General features: G+C 63.1%; 21 protein-coding genes. 18 read left to right on the forward strand and 3 right to left on the reverse strand.

Translation table 11 applies throughout. The features are described from left to right. Window positions 1-2 precede the first annotated feature (2 nt). The 10 genes from tolB to FLQ03_RS05610 all read left to right on the forward strand — a co-directional run bounded on the left by tolB (window position 3) and on the right by FLQ03_RS05610 (window position 8,539). Entirely contained in the window at window positions 3-1,289 is a 1,287-nt protein-coding gene (gene tolB / locus FLQ03_RS05565) for a Tol-Pal system beta propeller repeat protein TolB (RefSeq protein WP_240802204.1), read from the forward strand. Window positions 1,290-1,391: 102 nt separating this feature from the next. Continuing rightward, a complete protein-coding gene (locus FLQ03_RS05570) occupies window positions 1,392-1,934 on the forward strand; it encodes an OmpA family protein (protein WP_144372290.1) in 543 nt (180 codons plus the stop codon). Window positions 1,935-2,017: 83 nt separating this feature from the next. After that, window positions 2,018-2,773 carry a YbgF trimerization domain-containing protein gene (locus FLQ03_RS05575; RefSeq protein WP_144372291.1) on the forward strand — a complete coding sequence of 252 codons (756 nt, stop codon included), beginning with the start codon at window positions 2,018-2,020 and terminating at the stop codon, window positions 2,771-2,773. A 144-nt stretch (window positions 2,774-2,917) separates the two neighbouring features. Continuing rightward, window positions 2,918-3,406, forward strand: coding sequence for a 5-(carboxyamino)imidazole ribonucleotide mutase (gene purE, locus FLQ03_RS05580; protein ID WP_144372292.1), 489 nt, complete (start codon window positions 2,918-2,920; stop codon window positions 3,404-3,406). After that, on the forward strand, window positions 3,406-4,536 hold the full coding sequence (locus tag FLQ03_RS05585; protein ID WP_144372293.1) for a 5-(carboxyamino)imidazole ribonucleotide synthase: 1,131 nt from the start codon (window positions 3,406-3,408) through the stop codon (window positions 4,534-4,536). The genes purE and FLQ03_RS05585 overlap by 1 nt, the downstream gene beginning before the upstream one ends. A gap of 53 nt (window positions 4,537-4,589) precedes the next feature. Beyond that, window positions 4,590-5,453 (forward strand): phosphoribosylaminoimidazolesuccinocarboxamide synthase, encoded by an 864-nt coding sequence (locus FLQ03_RS05590; RefSeq protein WP_144372294.1) that lies wholly within the window; start codon window positions 4,590-4,592, stop codon window positions 5,451-5,453. A 205-nt stretch (window positions 5,454-5,658) separates the two neighbouring features. Beyond that, window positions 5,659-6,237 (forward strand): GNAT family N-acetyltransferase, encoded by a 579-nt coding sequence (locus FLQ03_RS05595; protein ID WP_144372295.1) that lies wholly within the window; start codon window positions 5,659-5,661, stop codon window positions 6,235-6,237. 117 nt (window positions 6,238-6,354) lie between these two features. Continuing rightward, window positions 6,355-7,287, forward strand: coding sequence for a sodium-dependent bicarbonate transport family permease (locus tag FLQ03_RS05600; protein ID WP_144372296.1), 933 nt, complete (start codon window positions 6,355-6,357; stop codon window positions 7,285-7,287). A 10-nt stretch (window positions 7,288-7,297) separates the two neighbouring features. Next, a complete protein-coding gene (locus FLQ03_RS05605) occupies window positions 7,298-7,600 on the forward strand; it encodes a P-II family nitrogen regulator (RefSeq protein ID WP_144372297.1) in 303 nt (100 codons plus the stop codon). An 18-nt stretch (window positions 7,601-7,618) separates the two neighbouring features. Beyond that, on the forward strand, window positions 7,619-8,539 hold the full coding sequence (locus FLQ03_RS05610) for an alpha/beta hydrolase (RefSeq protein WP_144372298.1): 921 nt from the start codon (window positions 7,619-7,621) through the stop codon (window positions 8,537-8,539). Between the two features lie 72 nt (window positions 8,540-8,611). Here the strand turns inward: FLQ03_RS05610 and FLQ03_RS05615 are convergent, their stop codons facing one another. Next, the gene (locus tag FLQ03_RS05615; RefSeq protein WP_144372299.1) at window positions 8,612-9,163 is read right to left on the reverse strand and encodes a carbonic anhydrase; all 552 of its coding nucleotides are present in this window, start codon (window positions 9,161-9,163) and stop codon (window positions 8,612-8,614) included. Between the two features lie 208 nt (window positions 9,164-9,371). On the opposite strand from FLQ03_RS05615, the gene FLQ03_RS05620 reads away from it, so the two are divergent. From FLQ03_RS05620 to FLQ03_RS05630, 3 genes are all read left to right on the forward strand, one after another. Next, entirely contained in the window at window positions 9,372-11,393 is a 2,022-nt protein-coding gene (locus tag FLQ03_RS05620) for an NADPH-dependent 2,4-dienoyl-CoA reductase (RefSeq protein ID WP_144372300.1), read from the forward strand. A gap of 339 nt (window positions 11,394-11,732) precedes the next feature. Then, a complete protein-coding gene (locus FLQ03_RS05625) occupies window positions 11,733-12,557 on the forward strand; it encodes a phosphate/phosphite/phosphonate ABC transporter substrate-binding protein (protein ID WP_170252316.1) in 825 nt (274 codons plus the stop codon). Then, window positions 12,557-15,688, forward strand: a complete 3,132-nt coding sequence (locus FLQ03_RS05630; protein WP_144372302.1) for an EAL domain-containing protein — start codon at window positions 12,557-12,559, stop codon at window positions 15,686-15,688. Before FLQ03_RS05625 ends, FLQ03_RS05630 begins: the two co-directional genes overlap by 1 nt. Here FLQ03_RS05630 and FLQ03_RS05635 read toward each other — a convergent pair. Then, the gene (locus FLQ03_RS05635; protein WP_144372303.1) at window positions 15,683-16,171 is read right to left on the reverse strand and encodes a TlpA family protein disulfide reductase; all 489 of its coding nucleotides are present in this window, start codon (window positions 16,169-16,171) and stop codon (window positions 15,683-15,685) included. The genes FLQ03_RS05630 and FLQ03_RS05635 overlap by 6 nt on opposite strands. Before the next feature lie 122 nt (window positions 16,172-16,293). Between FLQ03_RS05635 and FLQ03_RS05640 the strand changes: the two genes are divergently transcribed. From FLQ03_RS05640 to FLQ03_RS05660, 5 genes are all read left to right on the forward strand, one after another. Further along, entirely contained in the window at window positions 16,294-17,238 is a 945-nt protein-coding gene (locus FLQ03_RS05640; RefSeq protein ID WP_144372304.1) for a carbohydrate kinase family protein, read from the forward strand. 146 nt (window positions 17,239-17,384) lie between these two features. Continuing rightward, window positions 17,385-18,668 carry a glutamate--cysteine ligase gene (gshA, locus tag FLQ03_RS05645; RefSeq protein ID WP_144372305.1) on the forward strand — a complete coding sequence of 428 codons (1,284 nt, stop codon included), beginning with the start codon at window positions 17,385-17,387 and terminating at the stop codon, window positions 18,666-18,668. A 33-nt stretch (window positions 18,669-18,701) separates the two neighbouring features. Next, entirely contained in the window at window positions 18,702-19,655 is a 954-nt protein-coding gene (gene gshB, locus FLQ03_RS05650) for a glutathione synthase (protein WP_144372306.1), read from the forward strand. Between the two features lie 101 nt (window positions 19,656-19,756). Then, window positions 19,757-20,716, forward strand: coding sequence for an FAD:protein FMN transferase (locus FLQ03_RS05655; RefSeq protein WP_240802205.1), 960 nt, complete (start codon window positions 19,757-19,759; stop codon window positions 20,714-20,716). Then, on the forward strand, window positions 20,713-21,096 hold the full coding sequence (locus FLQ03_RS05660; protein ID WP_144372308.1) for a diacylglycerol kinase: 384 nt from the start codon (window positions 20,713-20,715) through the stop codon (window positions 21,094-21,096). Before FLQ03_RS05655 ends, FLQ03_RS05660 begins: the two co-directional genes overlap by 4 nt. A gap of 1 nt (window position 21,097) precedes the next feature. On the opposite strand, the gene FLQ03_RS19540 is transcribed toward FLQ03_RS05660, so the two are convergent. Next, window positions 21,098-22,414 (reverse strand): methyl-accepting chemotaxis protein, encoded by a 1,317-nt coding sequence (locus FLQ03_RS19540; protein WP_144372309.1) that lies wholly within the window; start codon window positions 22,412-22,414, stop codon window positions 21,098-21,100. Window positions 22,415-22,437 lie beyond the last annotated feature (23 nt).

The raw sequence follows: 22,437 nt of genomic DNA on the forward strand, positions 1-22,437 counted from the left end.
CCTTGCAACGACTGATCGCTTTTATCCTGCACGCCTTGCTGCTGGCCATGGTGCTGGTGGCGCCGGCGCGTGCCGACCTGACCGTGGACATCGTCGGTGGCGGCAGCAACCGCTACCCGCTGACCATCTTGCCGTTGCAGAACGAAGAGTGGCTGCCGGAGGCAGTGACCCAGACCGTCAAGAGCGACCTGGCGATGACCGGGCTGTTCGGTTTGCTGGAGGCGCCTGCTGGTGTGGCGTTGCCGGCGTCGCCGCAGGCATTCGACACCGCACCGTGGCTGCAGAACGGTAGCCGCGCCGTGCTGTACGGCAAGGTCAGCAAGCTCGATAACGGCATGCTGCGCCTGACGTTCTGGGCCGACACCGTCAACCCGCGCGAACAGAAGCTGGCCGCCGAGTTTGACGTGCACAGCTCGCAGCTGCGCGACGTGGCGCACCGTATTGCCGACATGACCTACGAAGCGCTGCTGGGCGGCAAGAGCCTGTTTGCCAGCCGCATTGCCTTCGTGGTGCAAAAAGGGCGCGAATCGCGACTGCAGGTGGCCGACGTGGACGGCCGCCGTGCGCAGACGGTATTGCGTTCCGCCGAACCCATCATCTCGCCGGCCTGGAGCCCGGACGGCAGCCGTCTGGCTTACGTGTCGTTCGAAAACAAGAAACCGGTGATCTACATCCAGGACCTGGCCACCGGCCAGCGCCGCCTGCTGGCCAACTTCAAGGGCAGCAACTCGGCGCCCACCTGGAGCCCGGACGGCCGCCGTCTGGCTATCGTGCTCACCCTTAGCGGGAATTCGCAGATTTACCTGATCAATGCCGATGGCACTGGTCTGAGCCGTTTCTCCTATAGTGATGCTATCGATACCGAACCGGTGTTCAGCCCGGACGGCCGCCAGATGGCGTTTGTTTCCGACCGCAGCGGCGGGCCACAGATTTATGTACAAGCATTGGACGGCAGCAAAACCGTGCGCCGCATTACTTACCAGGGCGCCTACAACGTGTCGCCGGCCTTTTCGCCGGATGGTCGCCAGCTGACCTACGTTACCCGTGAAGGCGGTCGTTTCAAGGTGATACTGCAAGACCTGGCCAGTGGTGACACCCGCATGATCAGCAGCAGTGCCTACGACGAATCGCCCAGCTTTGCGCCCAACGGCAAGATGGTGCTGTACGCCAGCGACGAAGGCGGCCGCAGCGTGTTGTACGCCGCATCCACCCAGCACCCCGGCCGCGTGAAACTGGGGGTACTGGAAGGCCAGGTGCAAGACGCAGCCTGGGGCCCGTTCAACCCTTGACATCATCGGGGTGGAACTTTAGTTTTGGACAAAAGTCCATCCAATCAGCAACATCGTCACCATCCGGCCGCCAGGCGGCCCAGCTGAATAAAGGAGCCTTGCATGAAAGTCCTACCCTTTGCCGTCATCGCCGCCGCCGCCCTGCTGAGCGCTTGCGCCAGTACCAACCCTGGGGGGCAGGCCGGCACCACGGCACCCGTGGTGTCTGACAAGGGCAGCAGTGCCAATACCGGCAGCAGCGGCAATACCGCGCTGAACCCGGTGCAGCCGGTAGCCCAGGTGGACGCCGCCGGCGCAGAAGCGGCCGCGTTTGCCGGTGTCAACGGCAAGAGCGTGTTCTTCGACTTTGACCAGTCGGCCATCAAAGACGAGTACAAGGGCGTCGTCGAAGCCCATGCCGCTTACCTGGGTAAGTACAAGGGCCACGTGCTGGTACAGGGTAATACCGACGTTCGCGGCAGCCGCGAGTACAACCTGGCGCTGGGCCAGCGCCGTGCCGAAAGCGTGAAGCAATCGCTGGAAGTGCTGGGCGTGAAGCCGGAGCAGGTGGAAGCCGTTAGCCTGGGCATGGAAAAACCGCGCGCCACCGGTAGCACCGAAGCCGATCACGCGCAAAACCGCCGTGCGGATTTCATCTACCAGTAAGCCGGACTGAGGCCACTTACTTGACCCGCATCCGGGAACGCGTCACGCTTCCCGGATTGTTTTTTTCACAGAAGCCCTTTGCCATGCGTAACCGACTGATCCCCCTGTTGTTGCCCGTCATGCTGGGTGCCTGCGCCACCACGACCGACCTGGAGCAGGCGCGGCAGGAGCTGGAAACCAAACTGGCCAGCAGCAACCAGCAAGCCAGCGCCCGCCTGTCCGATGTGGAAGCCAAACTGGCCAACCAGCGCCTGCTGGATCTGGTGAACCAGGTCACCCTGCTCAAAGGCGAAATGGCGACGTTGCGTGGCCAGAACGAGGTGTTGCAGCACCAGGTGGCCGAGACGCAAAAGCGGCAGAACGACCTCTATAACGATATGGACCTGCGCCTGGGCAAAGTGGAAAAGCAGCTGCGCGACGCCAGCCAGCCGCAAGCCGAAGCGCCGGTGGCCGAGCAGGCGGCGGCCAACCCGGCCGACGCAGCCCTAGCCAAGGGGCTGGAAGTGCTGCGTGCACGCGACTTCGCCAAGTCGCTGCCGCTGCTGAAAGCGGTGACCGATAGCTATCCGGGTAGCGAGCAGGCGCAAGAAGCCAGCTACTGGATGGGGGTGGCGCATACCGCGCTGAAGCAGTACAGCGCCGCTATCGATATCCAGCGCCGTTTTGCCGAGCAGTACCCGAAACACCCGAAAGCCGCCGAAGCGTTGCGCCTGATGGCCGGCAACCAGCTGCAACTGGAGCAGAAAGACCAGGCCCGGCTGACCTTGCGCAAGATCATCAAGCAGTACCCCGGCACCCCCGCGGCGCAGCGTGCGCAGCAACAGTTGGCCACCCTGTAAACCGCCTGTCGCCAGCCAACGCCGCCTTCGGGGCGGCTTTTTCTTGCCCGGAAGATGCTTCCGGGGAAGGAAAATCGCGGCGGCAAGCCCTTGCCAAATCAGGTAAAATTCCGCTTTTCCCCCTTCTTGACGGAATCCGCCTCCATGATCGAAGTTGGCATCGTGATGGGTAGCAACAGCGACTGGGAAGTCATGCAGAACGCCGCACGCGTACTGAAAGACTTCGGTGTTGCCTTTGAAACCCGCGTCGTCTCCGCCCACCGTACCCCCGACCTGCTGTTCCAGTACGCCGATACCGCCGAAGCGCGTGGCCTGAAGGCCATCATCGCCGGCGCTGGTGGCGCCGCCCACCTGCCGGGCATGCTGGCAGCCAAGACCCACATCCCGGTGCTGGGTGTGCCGGTACCGTCCAAGTACCTGCGTGGCGAAGACTCGCTGCTGTCCATCGTGCAGATGCCGAAGGGCATTCCGGTGGCCACCTTCGCCATCGGCGAAGCCGGTGCCGCCAACGCCGCACTGTACGCCGTGGCCATGCTGGCCAACAGCCAGCCGGAGTTGGCCGCCAAACTGAAAGCTTTCCGCAAGCAGCAGGAAGAAACCGTGCTGGCCATGACCCTGCCGGAGGTGCAGTAATGCCCGCCATCCTGCCACCGGCCATGCTGGGTATTCTCGGCGGTGGCCAGCTGGGCCGCATGTTCGTGACCGCTGCCAAGCGCATGGGCTACCGCGTGACGGTACTGGACCCGGATGCGAATGCACCGGCTGCCGACTTTGCCGACGTGCACCTGTGTGCCGCCTTTGACGACGCCGAGGCGCTGGCTACGCTGGCGCGCAGCTGTGCCGCCGTCACCACCGAGTTCGAAAACGTCAACGCCGACGCCATGCGTCTGCTGGCCAAGACCACCCGCGTGTCGCCGTCCGGCGACTGCGTGGCCATTGCCCAGGACCGCATTGCCGAGAAAAGCTGGATCAACAAGGCCGGCCTGCCGACGGCGCCGTATCTGGCCATCGAGAGCGTGGAAGACATCCAGGTCGACCTGGCGCCCTACCTGCCGGGCATCCTCAAGACCGCGCGTCTGGGCTACGACGGCAAGGGCCAGGTACGCGTGAAAACCGCCGACGAAGCCCGCGCCGCTTACGCCAATCTGGGCGGCCAGGCCTGTGTGCTGGAAAAGATGCTGGACCTGAAGCTGGAAGTGTCCGCCATTGTCACCCGCACCAGCCCGGCGCAAGTGGCGGTGTTCCCGGTAGCGGAGAACATCCACAAGAACGGCATTCTGGACGAGTCCATCGTACCGGCGCGCATTGCGCCCGAGTTGGCCGCACGCGCCCAGCAATACGCCAAGCAGCTGGCCGAGGCACTGGATTACGTCGGCGTACTGGCAGTGGAATTCTTTGTACTGGGCGACGACAGCCTGGTGGTAAACGAAATCGCACCGCGCCCGCACAACTCCGGCCACTACACCATCGACGCTTGCGTCACCGACCAGTACCAGCAACAAGTGCGCGTCATGTGCGGCCTGCTGCCGGGCAATACCGGCCTGTTGTCACCGGTGGTGATGGTGAACCTGCTGGGCGATGTGTGGCAGGACGACGGTGGCGAGCCCAACTGGGCGGTGCTGATGGAAGCCCCCAACGCCCACCTGCACCTGTACGGTAAAAAGCAGGCGCGCGTTGGCCGCAAGATGGGCCACTACTGCGTGCTGGCAGCCAGCGTTGACGACGCGCTGGAACAGGCCCGTGCACTGAAAGATACGCTGTAAGCATTCAGGCGACGCCCACAAGGCGTCGCTTTTTGTTTTGTGAAGGAAGTTTCATGACCCAACTGACCAGCCTGAAAAAAATCTACTCGGGTAAAGTACGCGACCTGTACGAAATCGACGACCAGCGCATGCTGATGGTGGCCAGCGACCGCCTGTCCGCCTTCGACGTGATCCTGGACGACCCGATTCCGGGCAAGGGCCAGATCCTCACCGCCATCTCCAACTTCTGGTTCGATACGCTGAAAGACGTGGTGCCGAACCACCTCACCGGCGACAAAGTGGAAGACGTGGTGGCTGCGGCCGAGCTGCCGCTGGTAGCCGGCCGTGCCGTGGTGGCCAAGCGCCTGAAGCCGGTGATGATCGAAGCCGTGGTGCGCGGCTATCTGGCCGGCTCCGGCTGGAAGGAATACCAGAAGTCCGGCACCGTGTGCGGCATCGCGCTGCCGGCTGGCCTGCAGGAATCCAGCAAGCTGCCGCAGCCGATCTTCACCCCGTCCACCAAGGCGGCGGTGGGCGATCACGACGAGAACATCACCTACGCCCAGTGTGAAGCCATTGTTGGCACCGAGCTGGCCGCCAAGGTGCGTGACACCGCCATCCTGCTGTACAAGACCGCTGCCGAGTTCGCGGCCAAGCGCGGCATCATCATTTGCGATACCAAGTTCGAGTTCGGTCTGGACGCCGACGGTACGCTGGTGCTGATGGACGAAGCGCTGACCCCGGATTCCAGCCGCTTCTGGCCGGCTGACAGCTATGCGGAAGGCAGCACCCCGCCGTCGTTCGACAAGCAGTTCGTGCGCGACTGGCTGGAGGCTTCCGGCTGGAACAAGCAGCCGCCGGCGCCGCAAGTGCCGCTGGACGTGCGCGAGAAAACCGCCGCCAAATACCGCGAAGCGCTCGAACGCCTGACCGGCTGAGCCTGTTACCACGGTTGGCCGCCAGGCTAGCCCTGGTCGTATCGACACCCGTCGTCCACCTGCTGGACGGCGGGTGTTTTGCCATGGCGCTGCGGCGCGCGGCAGCCACGCTGGCAGATGCCGGGGCTGGCCGTAATTTTGCTGCTACAGCGCGGCACTGGTGGCATACTTGCCGTCTTTACGCATTATCGATGGAGCCAAGTCGATGGCCAGTCAGCCGATGTTGAGTACCGCCCGCCTGCAATTGCTGCCGCCCGAAGCGCCGTGGGCGCGTGCCGTGCGCGATTACCAGCTGCGCAACCGTGCGCACCTGGCGCCGTGGGAGCCTACCCGTGGCGACATGTACTTTACCGAGCTGTTCTGGGGCATGCGCCTGCGCGAGCACATCGAGGAGTTTCGCAACGGCCGTGGTGCGCTGTTTCTGGTGATGCACGACAAGCAGCCGGGGCAGGTAATCGGTACCGTTCACCTCAGCAATATCGTGCGCGGCGCCTTTCAGGCCTGCCACCTGGGCTACAGCATCGATCATGGCTTTGAAGGCCAGGGCATGATGGCGGAAGCGGTACAAGCGGTGATCGACTACGCGTTTGGCGAGCTGGCGTTGCACCGCATCCAGGCCAACTATCAGCCCAATAACGCACGCAGTGCCCGCCTGCTGGAAAAACTGGGCTTCGAAGTCGAAGGCCAGGCCAAGGATTACCTGTTCCTCAACGGCGCCTGGCGCGACCACGTGCTGACGTCCTTGCGCAATCCGGCCTTCGATACCAACCGCATGCGCAGTTGATGCGGTAGCCGCCGGGTTTCCCTGGTGCTATGGCGCGGTAAACCCCTGTTCAGCAAAGGGTTGGCGTTGCTTTTGCTTGCGTTATGATGGCGCCAATCCATCTTGCGAGGCATTCCGATGACGCTGGACCCCGTCGTACTGTTCTTCATCTTGGGCTTGTTGGCCGCGCTGGCCAAGTCCGACCTCAAACTGCCACCGGCGCTGTACGAGACGCTGTCGGTGTTCCTGCTGATTGCCATTGGTCTGAAGGGCGGCGTGGCGCTGTCCAAGCTGGCCGGCGCTGCCGTGCTGTGGCAGGTAGCCAGCGTCATCCTGCTGGGCGCGGTGCTAACGCTGCTGGCTTTTGCCCTGTTGCGGCTGAAACTGGGCCGCGCCGACGCGGCGGCCACCGCCGCGCATTACGGTTCGGTCAGCGTAGTGACGTTTGCCGTGGCCACCGCCTACCTGGCGCGCCAAGGGGTGGAGGCAGAGCCGCAGCTGACGGTGTTTCTGGCGGTGATGGAAATGCCGGCGCTGGTGGTGGGCGTGTTGTTGGCACGGCTGGGTGGCGAGCGCCGCGTCAAGTGGGCACGGCTGGGCCACGAGGTGTTTTTGGGCAAGAGCATGGTGTTGCTGATCGGCGGCCTGCTGATCGGCTGGCTGGCCGGTGTCGACGGTATCAAGAGCCTGTCGCCGCTGTATATCGACCTGTTCAAGCCGGTGCTGTCGCTGTTTCTGCTGGAGATGGGCCTGCTGACCGCCGGCAAGCTGTCCGGCCTGCGCAAGAGCGGTGCATTCCTGGTGGCGATGGCGCTGCTGATGCCGTTGCTGTTTGCCGCAATCGGTCTGGGCGTGGCCATGCTGATGGGGCTGTCGGTGGGCGGGGCCATGCTGCTGGCCACGCTGTGCGCGTCGGCATCGTATATTGCCGCCCCGGCCGCCATGCGTATTGCCGTGCCGGAGGCCAACCCGGCCATCTCGCTGGCCGCCAGCCTGGGGGTGACCTTCCCGTTCAACCTGCTGCTGGGCATTCCGCTCTACCTGTGGCTGGCGCAGCTGGCCTACGCCTGAAAGGACCATCATGCCGTTTCATAACAAAAAACTGCTGACCATCGTCACCGAGTCGGTGCTGGAAGAGCGCCTGGTGCGCGATATCCAGCGCCTGGGCGCCCACGGTTATACCGTGGTGGACGCGCGGGGCGGTGGCGCCCATGGCGTGCAGGGCGGGGCATGGAGCTTCGACCGCAATATCCGCATCGATGTGGTATGCGATGCACAAGTGGCAGAGGCCATCGCGCTGCGCTGCGAACAGGCCTACCTGGCCGACTACGGCCTGATACTCTATGTGTCGGATGTCGGCGTACTGCGCGCCGACAAGTTCTGACCCCTACAAGGACCCATCATGACGGCAAGCCAGGCCTTCACCCTCGCCGCAAGCGACGACGCCACCCTCCACGGCCTGTGCTGGCTGCCGGCCGGTACGCCACGCGCCGTGGTGGTGATCAGCCATGGTATGAGCGAACATGCCGGCCGCTACCACGCGCTGGCCGGGCACCTGGTGGCGGCCGGCTATGCCGTGTACGCGCACGACCACCGTGGTCACGGCCGCCATGCGGTCATTCCGGGCTGGTTTGCCGCCCACGGTGGCTGGCAGCAGGTGGTGGACGACCTGCGCACGGTGGTGGACTACGCCCGCCAGCGTCACGAGCGCCCGGTGGTTTTGTTCGGTCACAGCATGGGCAGTTTCATCGCCCGCGCCTTCATGCTGCGCCACGGTCAGCGGCTGGCCGGCCTGGTGCTGTCGGCGACCGGCTATCGCCAGCGCCATCTGGCGCGCGTCATGCGCGGCGTGGCCAGGTTGGCCGCCAGGCTGGGGGGCGCCGACCGGCCTAACCCGTTCATGACTACGCTGGTGTTTGGCAGCTTCAACCTGGGTTTCCTGCCGGCGCGTACCCGGCTGGACTGGCTCAGCCGCGACCCGGCGCAGGTCGACGCCTACATTGCCGACCCGCTATGCGGCCAACATCCTACCCCGCAGCTGTGGATAGATTTGTTTGGCGGCATCATCGATATGGAAAAAGGCGAGGCTGACGGCCGCGCCCTGCCCAAGGCGTGTCCGGTATGGTTGCAGGCCGGCAGCCGGGACCCGGTCAGCCTGGGCAAATTCGGGCTGGGGCAGTTGGCCAAACGCTATCGCGCCGCCGGCTTGCAGGACGTGACGGTCACGGTCTACCCGGGTGGCCGCCACGAGATGCACAACGAAACCAACCGTGCCCAACTGGAGGCCGACCTGCTGGCCTGGCTCAACCGCATCAGCGCCTGAACGGTAGCCCGCTGCCGCCGGCATGACAAAGCCCCGCGCCAAGACGCGGGGCTTTGCATTTGCGGGTAGCGCTCAGGCCTTGGGCAGCACCTGCTGAACGCTGCCGTCCAGTGCCATCAGGTAGGTTTCCACTTGCAGCTGCGGGTACTTGGCCAGAATCTGCTTGCGCAGCGCCATCAGGGTTTCGGCGTGGACCTGGGTTTCTTTCTCGGGTAGTTTGCCGAAGTCTTCGCCCAGTACCACCTTGTAGGCGCCGCAGTCACGGTGATCCAGAATCATCACCTTGTGGATGTGGTGCAGGCTGATCGCCACGTCCAGGTGCTCCCAGAACGCCTGGTTCCAGGCCGGAAACTTGCTGGTGATGGCGCCCAGCGAGGCGCCGGCCAGCACGATGTGGTCGTACTTGTTTTTCATGCCGCGGCCTGCCATGAAGGCTTCGGTCTCGTCGACCAGCCGGTAGTCCATGCACGACAGCAACAGCGCGTCGGTACCGCCGGCAGCGTCAGCCGTGGCGGGCAGGAAGCTGCCCAGCAGCGCGGCGCTACCGCCTAGCGTGGCCAGCTGTACAAAACGACGACGCCCGAGCTGGGTGGTGGCGAGTTCAATTTGATGGCTTTGGCACATGTGGCGCTCCCTGATTTTATGGAAATGTGCACTCATTCTAGGCGATTCCGCGCCCGCCGCGCGGTGTTCATTTGTCATGGCGCGGTGCGCGCATTGACAGCTTACTAACTAGTAAGTATCTTTTCTCGCACACTGGACACCCTATAACGAATGCAGTGCCGCGGTGACTGCCTGCTGTTGCCGCGCAACCAACACGAGGACGAACATCATGACGGCTTACCCGCACTTGCTGGCACCGCTGGACCTGGGCTTTACCACGCTGAAAAACCGTGTGTTGATGGGTTCCATGCACACCGGTCTGGAAGAAGCACCGCAAGGCTTCGAGAAAATGGCCGCGTTCTACGCCGAACGCGCGCGTGGTGGCGTGGGCCTGATCGTGACCGGCGGCGTGGGGCCGAACGAAGAAGGCCGCGTGGCCGAAGGGGCCTCGATGCTGGCCGACGAGGCCGAAGTGCCGCACCACCGCATCGTGACCGACGCCGTACACGCAGCCGGCGGCAAGATCGCGATGCAGATCCTGCATACCGGCCGTTACAGCTTCCAGGAAAACCTGGTATCGGCGTCACCCATTTGTGCGCCGATCAATTTTTACCGCCCGCGCGAAATGTCCGAAGACGACATCCAGCGCACCATCGCCGATTTTGCCCGCTGCGCCCGCCTGGCCCAGCAAGCCGGTTACGACGGCGTGGAAGTGATGGGCTCGGAAGGCTACCTGATCAACCAGTTCATCGCACAGCACACCAACAAGCGTACCGACGGCTGGGGTGGTAGCTTCGAAAACCGCATCCACTTCCCGCTGGCGGTATTGCGTGCCGTGCGCGAGGCGGTAGGGCGTGAATTCATCATCATCTACCGGCTGTCGATGCTGGACTTGGTCAATAACGGTAGCACCTGGGGTGAAGTGGAACAGTTGGCCGCCGAGGTGGAAAAAGCCGGCGCCAACATCATCAATACCGGTATCGGCTGGCACGAAGCGCGGGTACCGACCATCGCCACCAGCGTGCCGCGCGGCGGCTTTGCCTGGGTGACCAAGCGCCTGATGGGCAAAGTGGGCATTCCGCTGATCACCACCAACCGCATCAACACCCCCGAGGTGGCCGAAGACATCCTGGCGCAAGGCTGCGCCGACATGGTGTCGATGGCGCGCCCGTTCCTGGCCGACCCCGAGTTCGTGATCAAGGCCGAGCAGGGCCGTGCCGACGAGATCAATACCTGTATCGGCTGCAACCAGGCCTGTCTCGACCACATCTTCCAAGGCAAACTCACCAGCTGCCTGGTGAACCCGCGCGCCTGTCGTGAAACCGAACTCAACTACCTGCCGACCGCTACGCCGAAAAAGCTGGCGGTGGTTGGTGCCGGCCCGGCCGGCCTGGCGTTTGCCACCATCGCCGCCGAGCGCGGCCACGATGTGACGCTGTTTGACGCCGGCAGCGAGATCGGCGGCCAATTCAACGTGGCCAAGCAGGTGCCGGGCAAGGAAGAGTTTTACGAGACGCTGCGTTACTTCGGCCGTCGTATCGACAAGACCGGCGTTACGCTGCAGCTGAATACCCGTGTTGCCGCGGCGGATCTGGCGGCTTTTGACGAAGTGATCCTGGCTACCGGCATTAGCCCGCGTCAGCCGCCGATCGCTGGTATCGACCACCCGAAGGTGCTGAGCTACCTCGATGTGCTGAAGCATCGCCGCGAGGTTGGCCGCAAGGTGGCCATCATCGGCGCTGGCGGCATCGGTTTCGACGTGGCCGAGTACCTGACCCACGAAGGCACCCGCCCGTCGCAGGATGTGCCCACCTTCATGAAGGAGTGGGGTGTAGACATGGACGTCACCACAGCAGGCGGCCTGGCGGCCAGCGGCCCGCAGCCGCACCCCAGCCCGCGTGAGGTGTACCTGCTGCAGCGCAAGAGCAGCAAGGTAGGGGAAGGCTTGGGCAAGACCACCGGCTGGATCCACCGCGCCAGCCTGCAGATGAAGAACGTCACCATGATTCCGGGTGTTAGCTACGACAAGATCGACGACGCCGGCCTGCACGTGACTATTAAAGGCGAGCCGCAGGTACTGGCGGTGGACAACGTGATCATTTGCGCCGGCCAGGACCCGCTGCGCGAGCTGCAGCAGCCGCTGCTGGACGCGGGCAAGCCGGTACACCTGATTGGTGGTGCCGATGTGGCCGCCGAGCTGGACGCCAAGCGTGCCATCGACCAGGGTGCGAGGTTGGCCGCCAGCATCTGATTTATTGAACAAGCGCTCGACAGGCGGGGCAGTGAATGCGTCCCGACCGTATTGTCAGTAGGCGAGGGGACTGCCGCATTTTGCGGCAGTCTTTTTTTATTCTCTTGTTATATTCTTTTGGCATTTCAATTGAATGAATTGCGGCATTTTTGCCATAAAAAAACTAATTGCCGCTAAAATTTGCCCAAATCAAAAATTCATATTTATTGAAATGCTAGATTGGGCGGCGCAGTTCGCGTTACATTCATAAGCGATGGCCTGAACTATTTAAACGCAGGTCACGGGGTTTGCTGTCTGCGTGACGAGTGAATTACCACCAAAATGATAAGGGAATGCCGAATGGCCAGAAAATTCCTGTTGCTGTGTCTGGCTTGTTGCTGTCTGGCCCCGGCTGCGTTCGCGGCAGACATGCTGGTGCTGGGCGTCGTGCCGTATCTGTCGGCACGCAAGCTGGCTGAGCTGTACGAGCCGATGCGGGCTCAATTGCAGTTGTCGCTGGGCACACCGGTGCTGCTGGAGTCTGCTCCCGATTACCAGAGCTACCTGGAGCGTACCCGCAAAGGGCGCTACGACATTATCGCCACCTCGCCATATTTTGGCCGACTCGCGCAGCTTGACTACGGCTATATCCCGCTGGCCCGTCCGCTAACCAATCTCGAGCCCCTGCTGGTGACCCGTCTTGATGGCCCGCAGGAGGTAGACGCCTTGCGTAACAAGGTGGTGTCGACCAGTGACAAGCTGGCTAACCTTACCCTCGCGGCGCACCGCTATCTGTCGCAGAACGGGCTGGAACCCGGACGCGACGTGACCATCCGCCCCGCCGGCAGCCACGCCAACTCGGTACAAGCGTTGCTGAATGGCGAGTCCGAAGCGGCCATCATTTCGGTGACGGCGATGCGGCAACTGCACCCGGGCACCACGGCACGGGTGCGCATCATGAAGCGTTTGCCACAGACCACGCCTTTGCTCTACCTGGCACACAAGCGTCTGGGGCAAGAGCGCATCATGGCATTGCGCAGCCAGTTGCTGCAGTTTGCCAATCAGACCGAACTGGGCAAGGTGTTCAGCAAGGAGCTGGGGCATGACGGGCTGAAGGAAATCGCACCGGCGGACATGAAGGCGCTGGACCCGTATGTGCAGGACCTGAAGGTCATGCTGAAATAATGGCAATCGACCTGCGCCCCCGCTCGCTGGCCTGGATCATCATCCCCGCCTTGTTCGTTGTGCAGCTGCTGCTGTTCGCCAGCATTGCGTGGCAAAGCGTGCACATGATGCGGGAGATGGTGGTCGAACAGACGCGGGCGCGCCTGGGCAGCCTGCAGGTTGAATTGCGCGCCGCCTTGGTGGCGCCGGTGCTGGAGCGTGACTACAGCACCTTGCAGGAAATCGTGGACGAACTGACGCGCTCCAGTGACCTGGCTTATCTGGTAGTACGCGACAGCAGCGGACGGGTGATGGCTAGCAGCGGGCATGAAACCGCGATACCGGAGCCCGACGCCGAAATCGGCGGTCATGACGACGCCTTGTTCGATACCCGTTTCAAGCTGATCCAGGGCGAGGTCAGCTTGGGCTTGCGTGTTGCCGAAGTGCGGCAGATCTTCATCAACTTCGTGCAGCGCACCGCGCCGATCGTCATCGTTGCTGGCGTCCTGGCCACCATCTGGATGGTACTGATCACGCTGTGGATCGTACGCCGTCTGAAGCGCCTGACCCGGGCTGCCGAGTCGCTGGGTAACGGCACGTTCTCGGTGCGCGCTCCGGAGGATGGTGTGGATGAGGTTGGCCGCCTGGGGCTGGCGTTCAACCGCATGGCGGTGGCGGTGCAGTCGGCCGATGAAAAATGGGCCAAGAGCCAGCGCTTTACCGACATGCTGCTGTTAGCCATGCCGATGCCGGTATTCTACAAGGACGCGCAGGGCCGCTACATGGGCTGCAACGACGCGTTTGCCCGTGTTACCGGCCTGAGCCGGCGAGATATCCGCGGCAAGATGGCCGCCGAACTGTGGCCGGCAGAGTTGGCCGCCTTGCACGCCCGCCACGACGAAGCTTTGCATGCGGGGCAGGGCCATCAGGAATATCCGGGCTTGCTGACCGACCAGCACGGCCAGCAGAGGCACGTCATTTTTTCCAAAGATGTGTTTTACGACGAAGACGGCGAAATTGCCGGCATCATCGGTGCCTGGAACGATATCTCCGACCTGCGTCGGGCTGAAGGCCGGCTGCAATTGCTGGCCGGCGTGTTCAAGCATTCGCGTGAAGGCATTGTGATTGCCGATGCCAGCGGGCGGGTGGTCGATGTCAACCGCGCCTTGTGTGAGATAAGCGGTTATCGCCGGGACGAAGTGGTGGGCCAGTTGCCGGCGCATTTTTATTCCGGTCGCCATGAGCCGGCTTTCTATCAGGCCATCGCCGACACCCTGCAGCAGCAGGGGCACTGGCAGGGCGAAGTGTGGAACCGGCGCAAGGACGGTACCCTGTATCCGGTGCTGCTATCGATATCGGTCATTTATGACCAGCAGGGGGCCGTGCGTCACTATATCGCGGTATTTGCCGACATTACGGTGATGAAAGAGCAGGAAGCCCGTCTGGACCGCATGGCGCATCACGACCCGCTGACCCAGCTACCCAACCGCGTGCTGCTGGGCGACCGCATGCGGGTGGCTATTGCCCAGGCAGCCCGCAGCGAGCAGTGGCTGGCCATATGTTTCATGGACCTCGACGGTTTCAAGCGCGTCAATGATCGCTACGGCCACGATGTTGGCGACCAACTGCTGATCCGCATTGCCGAGCGCTTGCAAGGGGTGATGCGGGGGGGGGATACCGTCGCGCGTCTGGGAGGCGACGAGTTCGCCTTGCTGCTATCCGGCTTGCCGGACATCGATGCCTGCCATCGCAGCCTGCACCAGGTGCTGGAAACCGTGGCTCAACCTTGTGACATCGGCGACATCGAGGTACAGGTGTCGGCCAGTATCGGCGTTACCTTGTACCCGCAGGATGAGCAGGATGCCGATACCTTGCTGCGTCACGCCGACCAGGCGATGTACAAAGCCAAGGATCTGGGCCGCAATGGCTACCAGATTTTCGACGCCGAACACGACAAGCAGAGCCGCAGCCGTTTGCAAAGCCTGCAGCGCCTGGCGCTGGCACTGGAAGAGGGCGAATTGCAGCTGTACTACCAGCCCAAGGTCAATATGCGCGATGGCCAGATCGTCGGCATGGAGGCGCTGATGCGTTGGCACCATCCGCAGCGTGGTGTATTGCCGCCGGGCGCTTTCCTGCCGGATGTGGAGGATACCCACCTGGATACCCGGCTTGGCGAGTGGGTGATTGCCACCGCATTGCAACAGATGGCTGCCTGGCGCGGCGAGGGCAGGGTATTGTCGGTCAGCGTCAACATTTCGGCTCATCATCTGCAACAGCCTGATTTTGTCGAGCGGCTGGCCGAGCTGCTGGAGGCCCACCCCGACGTGCCGCGCGGCATGCTGGAAATAGAGGTACTGGAAAGTACAGCTTTGTCCGACATCGACCACGTGAGCCGCCTGATCCAGACCTGTCAGGCACTGGGGGTGCGCTTTTCGCTGGACGACTTCGGTACCGGCTATTCCTCTTTGCTGTACCTGAAGCGCTTGCCGGCCGACAAGCTCAAGATCGACCAGTCGTTCGTGCGCAGCATGCTGGAAAGCAGCGATGATCTGGCCATTGTGCAGGGCATTATCGGGTTGTCAGAAGCCTTTAGCCGCGAGTTGGTGGCAGAAGGCGTGGAAACCATCGAGTTAGGCAATTTGTTACTGCATCTGGGGTGCGACGTGGCGCAGGGCTATGGCATTGCCAAGCCGATGCCGGCTGACGAGGTCGTAAGCTGGTGTCAGCACTGGCAAAGTCCACCCGCCTGGCGCCAGACAGCACGCAAGCGCTGGACCCAGGACGATATCTTCCTGTTCGGCCTGGAATTGAACCTGGGCGCCCAGCTGGATCGGCTGTTTGCCATGGCCCAGGGGGGAGAGGCCCGAGGGGGCTGGGATGATGATCTGGGTGAACGGTTCTTGCGCTGGTACGGTACCGACGGCCTGATGCGTTATGGCGCCCACCCGGACTATGCCTTGCTGGGGCAGCTGCAGTCCGAGTTGCAGCAGATGAGCCTGCAAATGTGGCAGGCGCTGTGCCTGCAAGACGAGGAGGCCGTCCAGCAGCAATTGCCGTCACTGCTCCGTTTGCGCCAGCAGCACAGTCAGGCTGTCCGCAACCTGTTGTCGGGCATGCCGCAGCTACAGGCTAACGGTGCGGACGTGTCATAGGGCGGACAGGGTTTTGAGTAACGCCTTTTCGTCCAGCAGGCCCAGCAACTGCTTCACCGGTTTGCCCTTGGCGTCCAGGATAACGGTGTAGGGCAGGCCACCGCTCTGGTTACCTAGTTGCCGCATCACGGCGATGCCGTCGCCGTCACTCATCAGGATCGGGTAGCTCACCGGGGTTTGTTTGAGGAAGGCCGTCACCTGCTCCGGCTGATCCAGTGCAATGCCCACCGTCTTGATGCCCTTGCTGGCGTAGCGGGTGGCTACCCGCGACAGCATCGGCATTTCCTGCCGGCACGGCGCACACCAAGTGGCCCAGAAGTTCACCACCGTATACTTGCCCTGAAACGGTGCAAAGGCAGCGGGCTGGCCGCTGGTCAGGCTGAGCTTGGCCTTGTCCAGTACGCCGGCCGCGTGCGCCCCCAGGCTGAACCCGGCTAGCAGGGCCAGCAGCAGTGTCTGTCGCAGTCGTGTGGATGTGCGCATTTTTATTCCGTTTTGATAGTAAAAAGTGCTTTGATATCTGCACGTTGGCCGCAGTTCGCTGCTGACCGTAAACAAACGTTCATGATAAACTCGCCGATTACTTTTTTGTTTGCGCGCGAGTCATGTCCATTCTCGTCTGCGGGGCGCTGGCCTACGATACCCTGTTCAATTTCGAAGACCGCTTCGACAACCATATCCTGCCCGATCAGCTGCACAAGATCTCCACCACCTTCAAGGTGCCGACCATGCGTCGCGAATTTGGTGGCCCGGCGGGCAATATTGCCTACAGTCTGTGCTTGCTGGGTGAAAAGCCGCTGGTAATGGGCGCCGTCGGCGAGGACTTCGAGCCTTACCGCCAGCACCTGAAGCGCGCCGGTGTGGATGACCGCTTCATTCGCACCATCCGCGGCCAGTATACGTCGCAATGCTTCGGCATCGCCGACAAGGACGGCAACCAGCTGATGGCGTTCCACCCCGGTTCGATGGACCACGCCACCGTCAACCACATCGCTGACGTCAAAGAGCCGGTGCAGGTAGCCATCGTCTCGCCCGGTGGCCACGCCGCCTTCCTGCAGCATACCCGCGAGCTGCACGCCGCTGGTATCCCGTTCATTTTCGACCCGGGCCAGGAGCTGCCGCTGCTGTCGCGCGACGAGCTGAACGAGATCGTCGAACTGGCCACCTACGTCGCCATCAACGATTACGAGAGCGAACTGATGCGCGAGCGCGCCGGCCTGCCGGTGGAAGTGCTGAAAGACAAGGTAAAGGCGCTGATCGTGACCCGCGGCTCCAAGGGCGCCGAGATCTACGTCGACGACACCATTCATTTGATTCCACGCGTACAAATGCCCATCAAGCCGGTTGACCCGATGGGCTGCGGTGATGCATTCCGCGCCGGCCTGCTGTACGGCATCAAGCACGGTTACGACTGGAAGATCACCGGTCGTCTGGCCAATGTGCTGGGTGCCATCAAGGTCACCAGCCACGGCCCGCAGAACCATTACTTCGACTGGGACAAGCTCAAGTCCTTGTACCAGCAAGCGTACGGCGAAGACTGGCCGCTGTAAGAAGGCTGCTATCAAACCGACCAAGGCACGCACCCGCGTGCCTTTTTGTTTTGCCGGCGCGTGGACCCTATTATTAACGGGGTTGAATAAGTGGCGGCGCGACCCCACCATGCATCAATTACCGCTTTCGCCGCAGAAAGGGCACCATGACCGTACCGCACCTGACCACCGCACTGACCGGCCCGTTGCTGGAGCTGGAGAGCCGCATCCTGACGGCCCAGCCGCATATCGAACACTGGTTCCGCAGTCAGTGGCACAACCATGCCGCCCCGTTCTACGGCTCGGTGGACCTGCGTAACAGTGGTTTCAAGCTGGCGCCGGTAGACATGAACCTGTACCCCGGTGGCCATAACAACCTCAACCCCGATTTCCTGCCGCTAGCGGTACAAGCCGCACAAAGCGCCGTCGACCGCGTCTGCCCCAAGGCCAAAAGCATTCTGCTGATTCCGGAAAACCATACCCGCAATACCTTCTACCTGCAGAACGTGGCCGCACTGGTGCACATCTTCGAGCAGGCTGGCCTGAAGGTGCGGCTGGGCACGCTAAACCCGGAAATCACCGAGCCGACGCAGCTGACCGCGGCCAACGGTGCCGTGATCACCGTGGAGCCGATGGAACGCCGTGGTAGCCGCGTCGTGCTGGCCGACGGCTTCAGCCCGTGTATCGTGCTGCTCAACAACGACTTGTCTGCCGGCCTGCCGCCGGTACTGGCCGGCATCGAACAGAACCTGCTGCCACCGTTGCACGCCGGCTGGGCGGTGCGTCGCAAGACCAATCACTTTGCCGCCTACGACAAAGTGGCAGCCGACTTCGCGCAGCTGATTTCCATCGACCCGTGGCTGATCAACCCTTACTTCAGCGCCACTGGCGGTCTGGACTTCCACACCCGTCAGGGCGAAGACGCGCTGGCCGAAAGCGTGGCGCAGATGTTGGACCGCATCCGTGTCAAATACCGCGAGTACGGTATCAGCCACGACCCGTACGTGATCGTGAAGGCTGACGCTGGTACCTACGGTATGGGCGTGATGAGCGTGAAGTCACCGGAAGAGGTGATCGGCCTCAACCGCAAGGCACGCAACAAGATGTCGGTAGTGAAAGAAGGCCTGGAAGTCAGCGAAGTCATCGTGCAGGAAGGCGTGCATACGTTCGAGTCGATCAACGACGCCGTGGCCGAGCCGGTGGTGTACATGATGGACCGCTATGTGGTGGGTGGTTTCTACCGCGTGCATACCGGCCGCGGTGTGGACGAGAATCTCAACGCGCCGGGCATGCACTTCGTGCCGCTGTCGTTCGAAACCCCATGCCTGCCCGACCATAAAGCCGGCCCCGACGCCCCGCCCAACCGCTTCTACGCCTACGGCGTGGTGGCACGGCTGGCACTGTTGGCCGCGTCGCTGGAGCTGGAAGCCACCGACCCGGACGCCGAATAACCCGGCCTTGCGGCCAACCCTGGAAGCCTCAATATGCACATCCTGTTCATTGCCGACCCGCTGGAAAGCTTCAAGATCCACAAGGACACCACCTTTGCCATGATGGAGGAAGCGCACAAGCGCAACCACGCCGTCTGGTTCTGCGAGGCGGCCGACCTGTACGTGGAAGGCGAGCGGGTGCTGACCGAGGCTTGCCCGGTATCGTTGACCGGCAAGGGGGGGAAAGAGTGGTTCAAGAAGGGCGAGCGCCAGCGCATGACGCTGCAGAATTTCTCTGCCGTCATCATGCGCAAGGACCCGCCATTCGACCTGGAATACCTGTACGCCACCCAACTGCTGACGCTGGCCGAGGCCCAGGGCGCCCGTGTGTTCAACCGCGGCCAGGCGCTGCGCGACTTCAACGAGAAGCTGGCGATCCTGAACTTTCCCGAACAGACCGCCCCCACCATGGTGACCTCGCGCCCGGACCGCTTGAAGCGCTTTGTGCGTCAGCACCAGGACGCCATCCTGAAGCCGCTGGACGGCATGGGCGGTAGCGGCATCTTCCGCGTCACGCCGGATGACCCCAACCTGAACGTGATTATCGAAACCGTCAGCCACCACGGCACGCAAACCGTGATGGCGCAGCGCTACATCCCCGAGATCCGCGATGGCGACAAGCGTGTGCTGGTCATCGATGGTGTACCGGTAGATTACTGCCTGGCGCGCATTCCGCAGAACGGCGAGACCCGTGGCAACCTGGCAGCCGGTGGCCGTGGCGAAGCCCGGCCGCTGAGCGAGCGCGATCGTGAGATCGCCACCGCACTGGCGCCGGAGCTGAAGCGCCGCGGCATCCTGCTGGCCGGGCTGGACGTGATCGGCAACTACCTTACCGAGGTCAACGTCACCAGCCCTACCTGCTTCCGCGAGATCATGGATCAGGCCGGCATCAACGTGGCGGGCCTCTTCATCGACGCGCTGGAGCGCGCCTGCGGGCACGCGGCCTGATGCGGCCAACCCGGCTATGGCAGGCGGCTTCGGCCGCCTTTGTCGTTTTGGTGCTGGCGGCGTGCCAGCGTGCGCCGGAGCCATGGCGTCAGGAAAGCTATGTGTTCGGTACCCGCGTGGAGCTGACGGTATACGACGCCAACCCGGCCCGCGCACAGCGCGCCGCGGCGGCGGTGCTGGCCGATCTGGACGGGCTGCACCGCCAGCTGCACGCCTGGCAGCCGGGTGGCGAGGTGTACGCGGCCAACCTGGCCATCGCCAGCGGCGAACGCTTCACAGCCTCGCCGCGGCTGACCGACTTGCTGACCCAGGCGCAGCAACTGGAGGTACAGACAGACGGGCTGTTCTCGCCGGCCATCGGCGCGATGGTGGCGGCTTGGGGCTTCCACGCAGAACAGTACGCCGCGCGCCTGCCGGCGGCCGACACGCTGGCCGACTTGGCGGCGGCCAGGCCGCGGATGGCGGATGTATTGCAGCAGGACGGTCGCTGGCTGAGTCGTAACCCTGCCGTGCAGCTGGATTTTGGCGGCATGGCCAAGGGCTGGGCGCTGGATCGCAGCCGGCAGCGCCTGCTTAAGGCTGGCATCAGCTCGGCATTGTTGAATATCGGCGGCAACGTCATTGCGCTGGGCAGCAAGCCGGGGGGCGAGCCGTGGCGGGTGGGCATCCGCCACCCGCGCCGGCCGGAGGCAATGGCCACCCTGGCGTTGGCCGACGGGGAGGCTATCGGTACGTCGGGTGACTATCAACGCTATTTCATGTTGAGTGGCCGGCGTTATTGCCACCTGATCGACCCGCGCGACGCGCAAAGCCGCTGTGACGTACAATCCGTGTCCGTCATCAGCCGTCCCGGCCCGCGCGCCGGTTTGCTGTCTGATGTGGCGTCCAAACCGATCTATTTTGCCGGGCCGCGCGCCGCGCCGCGCTACGCGGACCGCTTTGGGTTGGCCGGCTGGCTGCTGATCGATGCCCGCGGCGAGGCCTGGCTGCCTGCCGGTCTGGCATCGCGCCTGCAGTGGCAAGGCCCGCCACCCAGAACCCACCACACAGGAACACCATGAGCTTGCACCAGGAAAGCCCGTTCAAGGGCAAAACCGGCGTCAAACGCTTGATCAATGCCTTTGGCTATTCGCTGGACGGCTTGCGTGCCGCGTTCCGGCACGAAGACGCTTTCCGTCAACTGACCCTGCTCGCCATCGTACTGATCCCGCTGGCGCTGTTTGTGGTGCCTGCCTCGCCACTGGCGCGGGCACTGCTGGTGGCGTGCTCGCTGGCGACGCTGATCATCGAGCTGTTCAATTCGGCGATCGAGGCGGCAGTGGACCATACGTCGCTGGAGCGTCACCCGCTGGCCAAGCGCGCCAAGGACATGGGTAGTGCTGCTCAGCTGCTGGGCCTGGTCAATCTGGCGCTGGTGTGGGGGTTGGTGCTGCTGGGTTGAGTTACTCGCGCTGGCTATCGTTGGACAGGGCGGCGATATGGCTGGTGGCTTGCTGGGTGCGCTCGGCCAATTTGCGTACTTCGTCGGCCACCACCGCAAAGCCGCGCCCGCTTTCGCCTACTCTGGCTGCTTCGATGGCGGCGTTCAGTGCCAGCAGGTTGGTCTGATCCGATATGTCGCGGATGATGGCCACCAGCGCTTCTACCTGCCGGTAGTTGTCCCGCACCCGCTGCAGGTGCGCTTGCTCGCGCTGATGCAGTGTGGCTTGCATCTTCAGCGCATCGATATCTGTCAGCGCGCCCACCACGCGTAACGGGGTGCCGTCGGCGGCCCGCCGCGTTTGCCCCTTGGCGCGAAACCAGCGGTACTCCCCGTTTTTCAGCATCAGCCGGTAGTCGATATCGTAGGGGGTATCGCCGCTGCGATCCATCAGGTGCGCCTTGAAGGCGGTAAACACCCGCTCGCGGTCTTCCGGGTGCAGTCGCGATGCCCAGCTGTCCAGCACGTTGGGGAAGTCGTGTTCGTCACTGAAGCCCAGCAGGTGCCGGAACTGGTCCGACCACCAGAACGGGTTGGCCGCATTGACCGGGTCGCCGGCGATGACTTCCATGTCCCACAGCCCGTCCGATAGCATGGCGGTAGCCAGTTCGAAGCGGGTCATCGTGGTCTGCAACGCTTGTTCCTGTTCGCGTTGCTGCTGGATATCAGTGAGTGCGCCGGCAACGCGCAGCGGCCGGCCCAGGGCATCGCGCTTGGTTTCGCCCCGTGCACGAAACCAGCGGTATTCTCCGCATTTCAACTGCAGACGATAGATGACGTCGTATGGTGTCTGGCCACTGGTGTCGTACAGGTGGCGCTGGAACGCCGCTAGCGTTTTGTCGCGATCTTCGGGATGCAGGCGGGACGACCAGCTACCCAGCACGTCGGGAAAATCGCGTTCATCCTGGAAACCCAGCATGCGGCGGAAAACTTGCGACCACCAGAACGGGTAGTCGTCCCCCAGCGGCCGTTCCGGTGTCAGCTCCATGTCCCACAGCCCGTCGGCCGTGGCTTCCTGCATCAGCTCCATGCGCTCATACAGACGTTGTTGTTCCCGGCTGAGCTCGGACTGCAGCCGTTGCTGGCGTTGCAGGCTGCTCTCCAGCGCTTGCTGTAGCTTGGCCAATTCGTGCTGTTGCCAGGAGAGTGCTGTCACGATGACCCGGTAGCGTTGCATGGGGTCCCCTGCTGGGGTGGCAGGCAGGTGAAGCAGGGTTTCCAGTTCGGCGGCCACGTCATTCAGTGTTGGACCGGCGGGTTTGAAAAGGCGGGCGAGCATGGCGTTCTCCCAAGGTGGTTCCC

The organism is Vogesella urethralis, assembly GCF_007644045.2.
GTDB classification, from domain to species: domain Bacteria; phylum Pseudomonadota; class Gammaproteobacteria; order Burkholderiales; family Chromobacteriaceae; genus Vogesella; species Vogesella urethralis.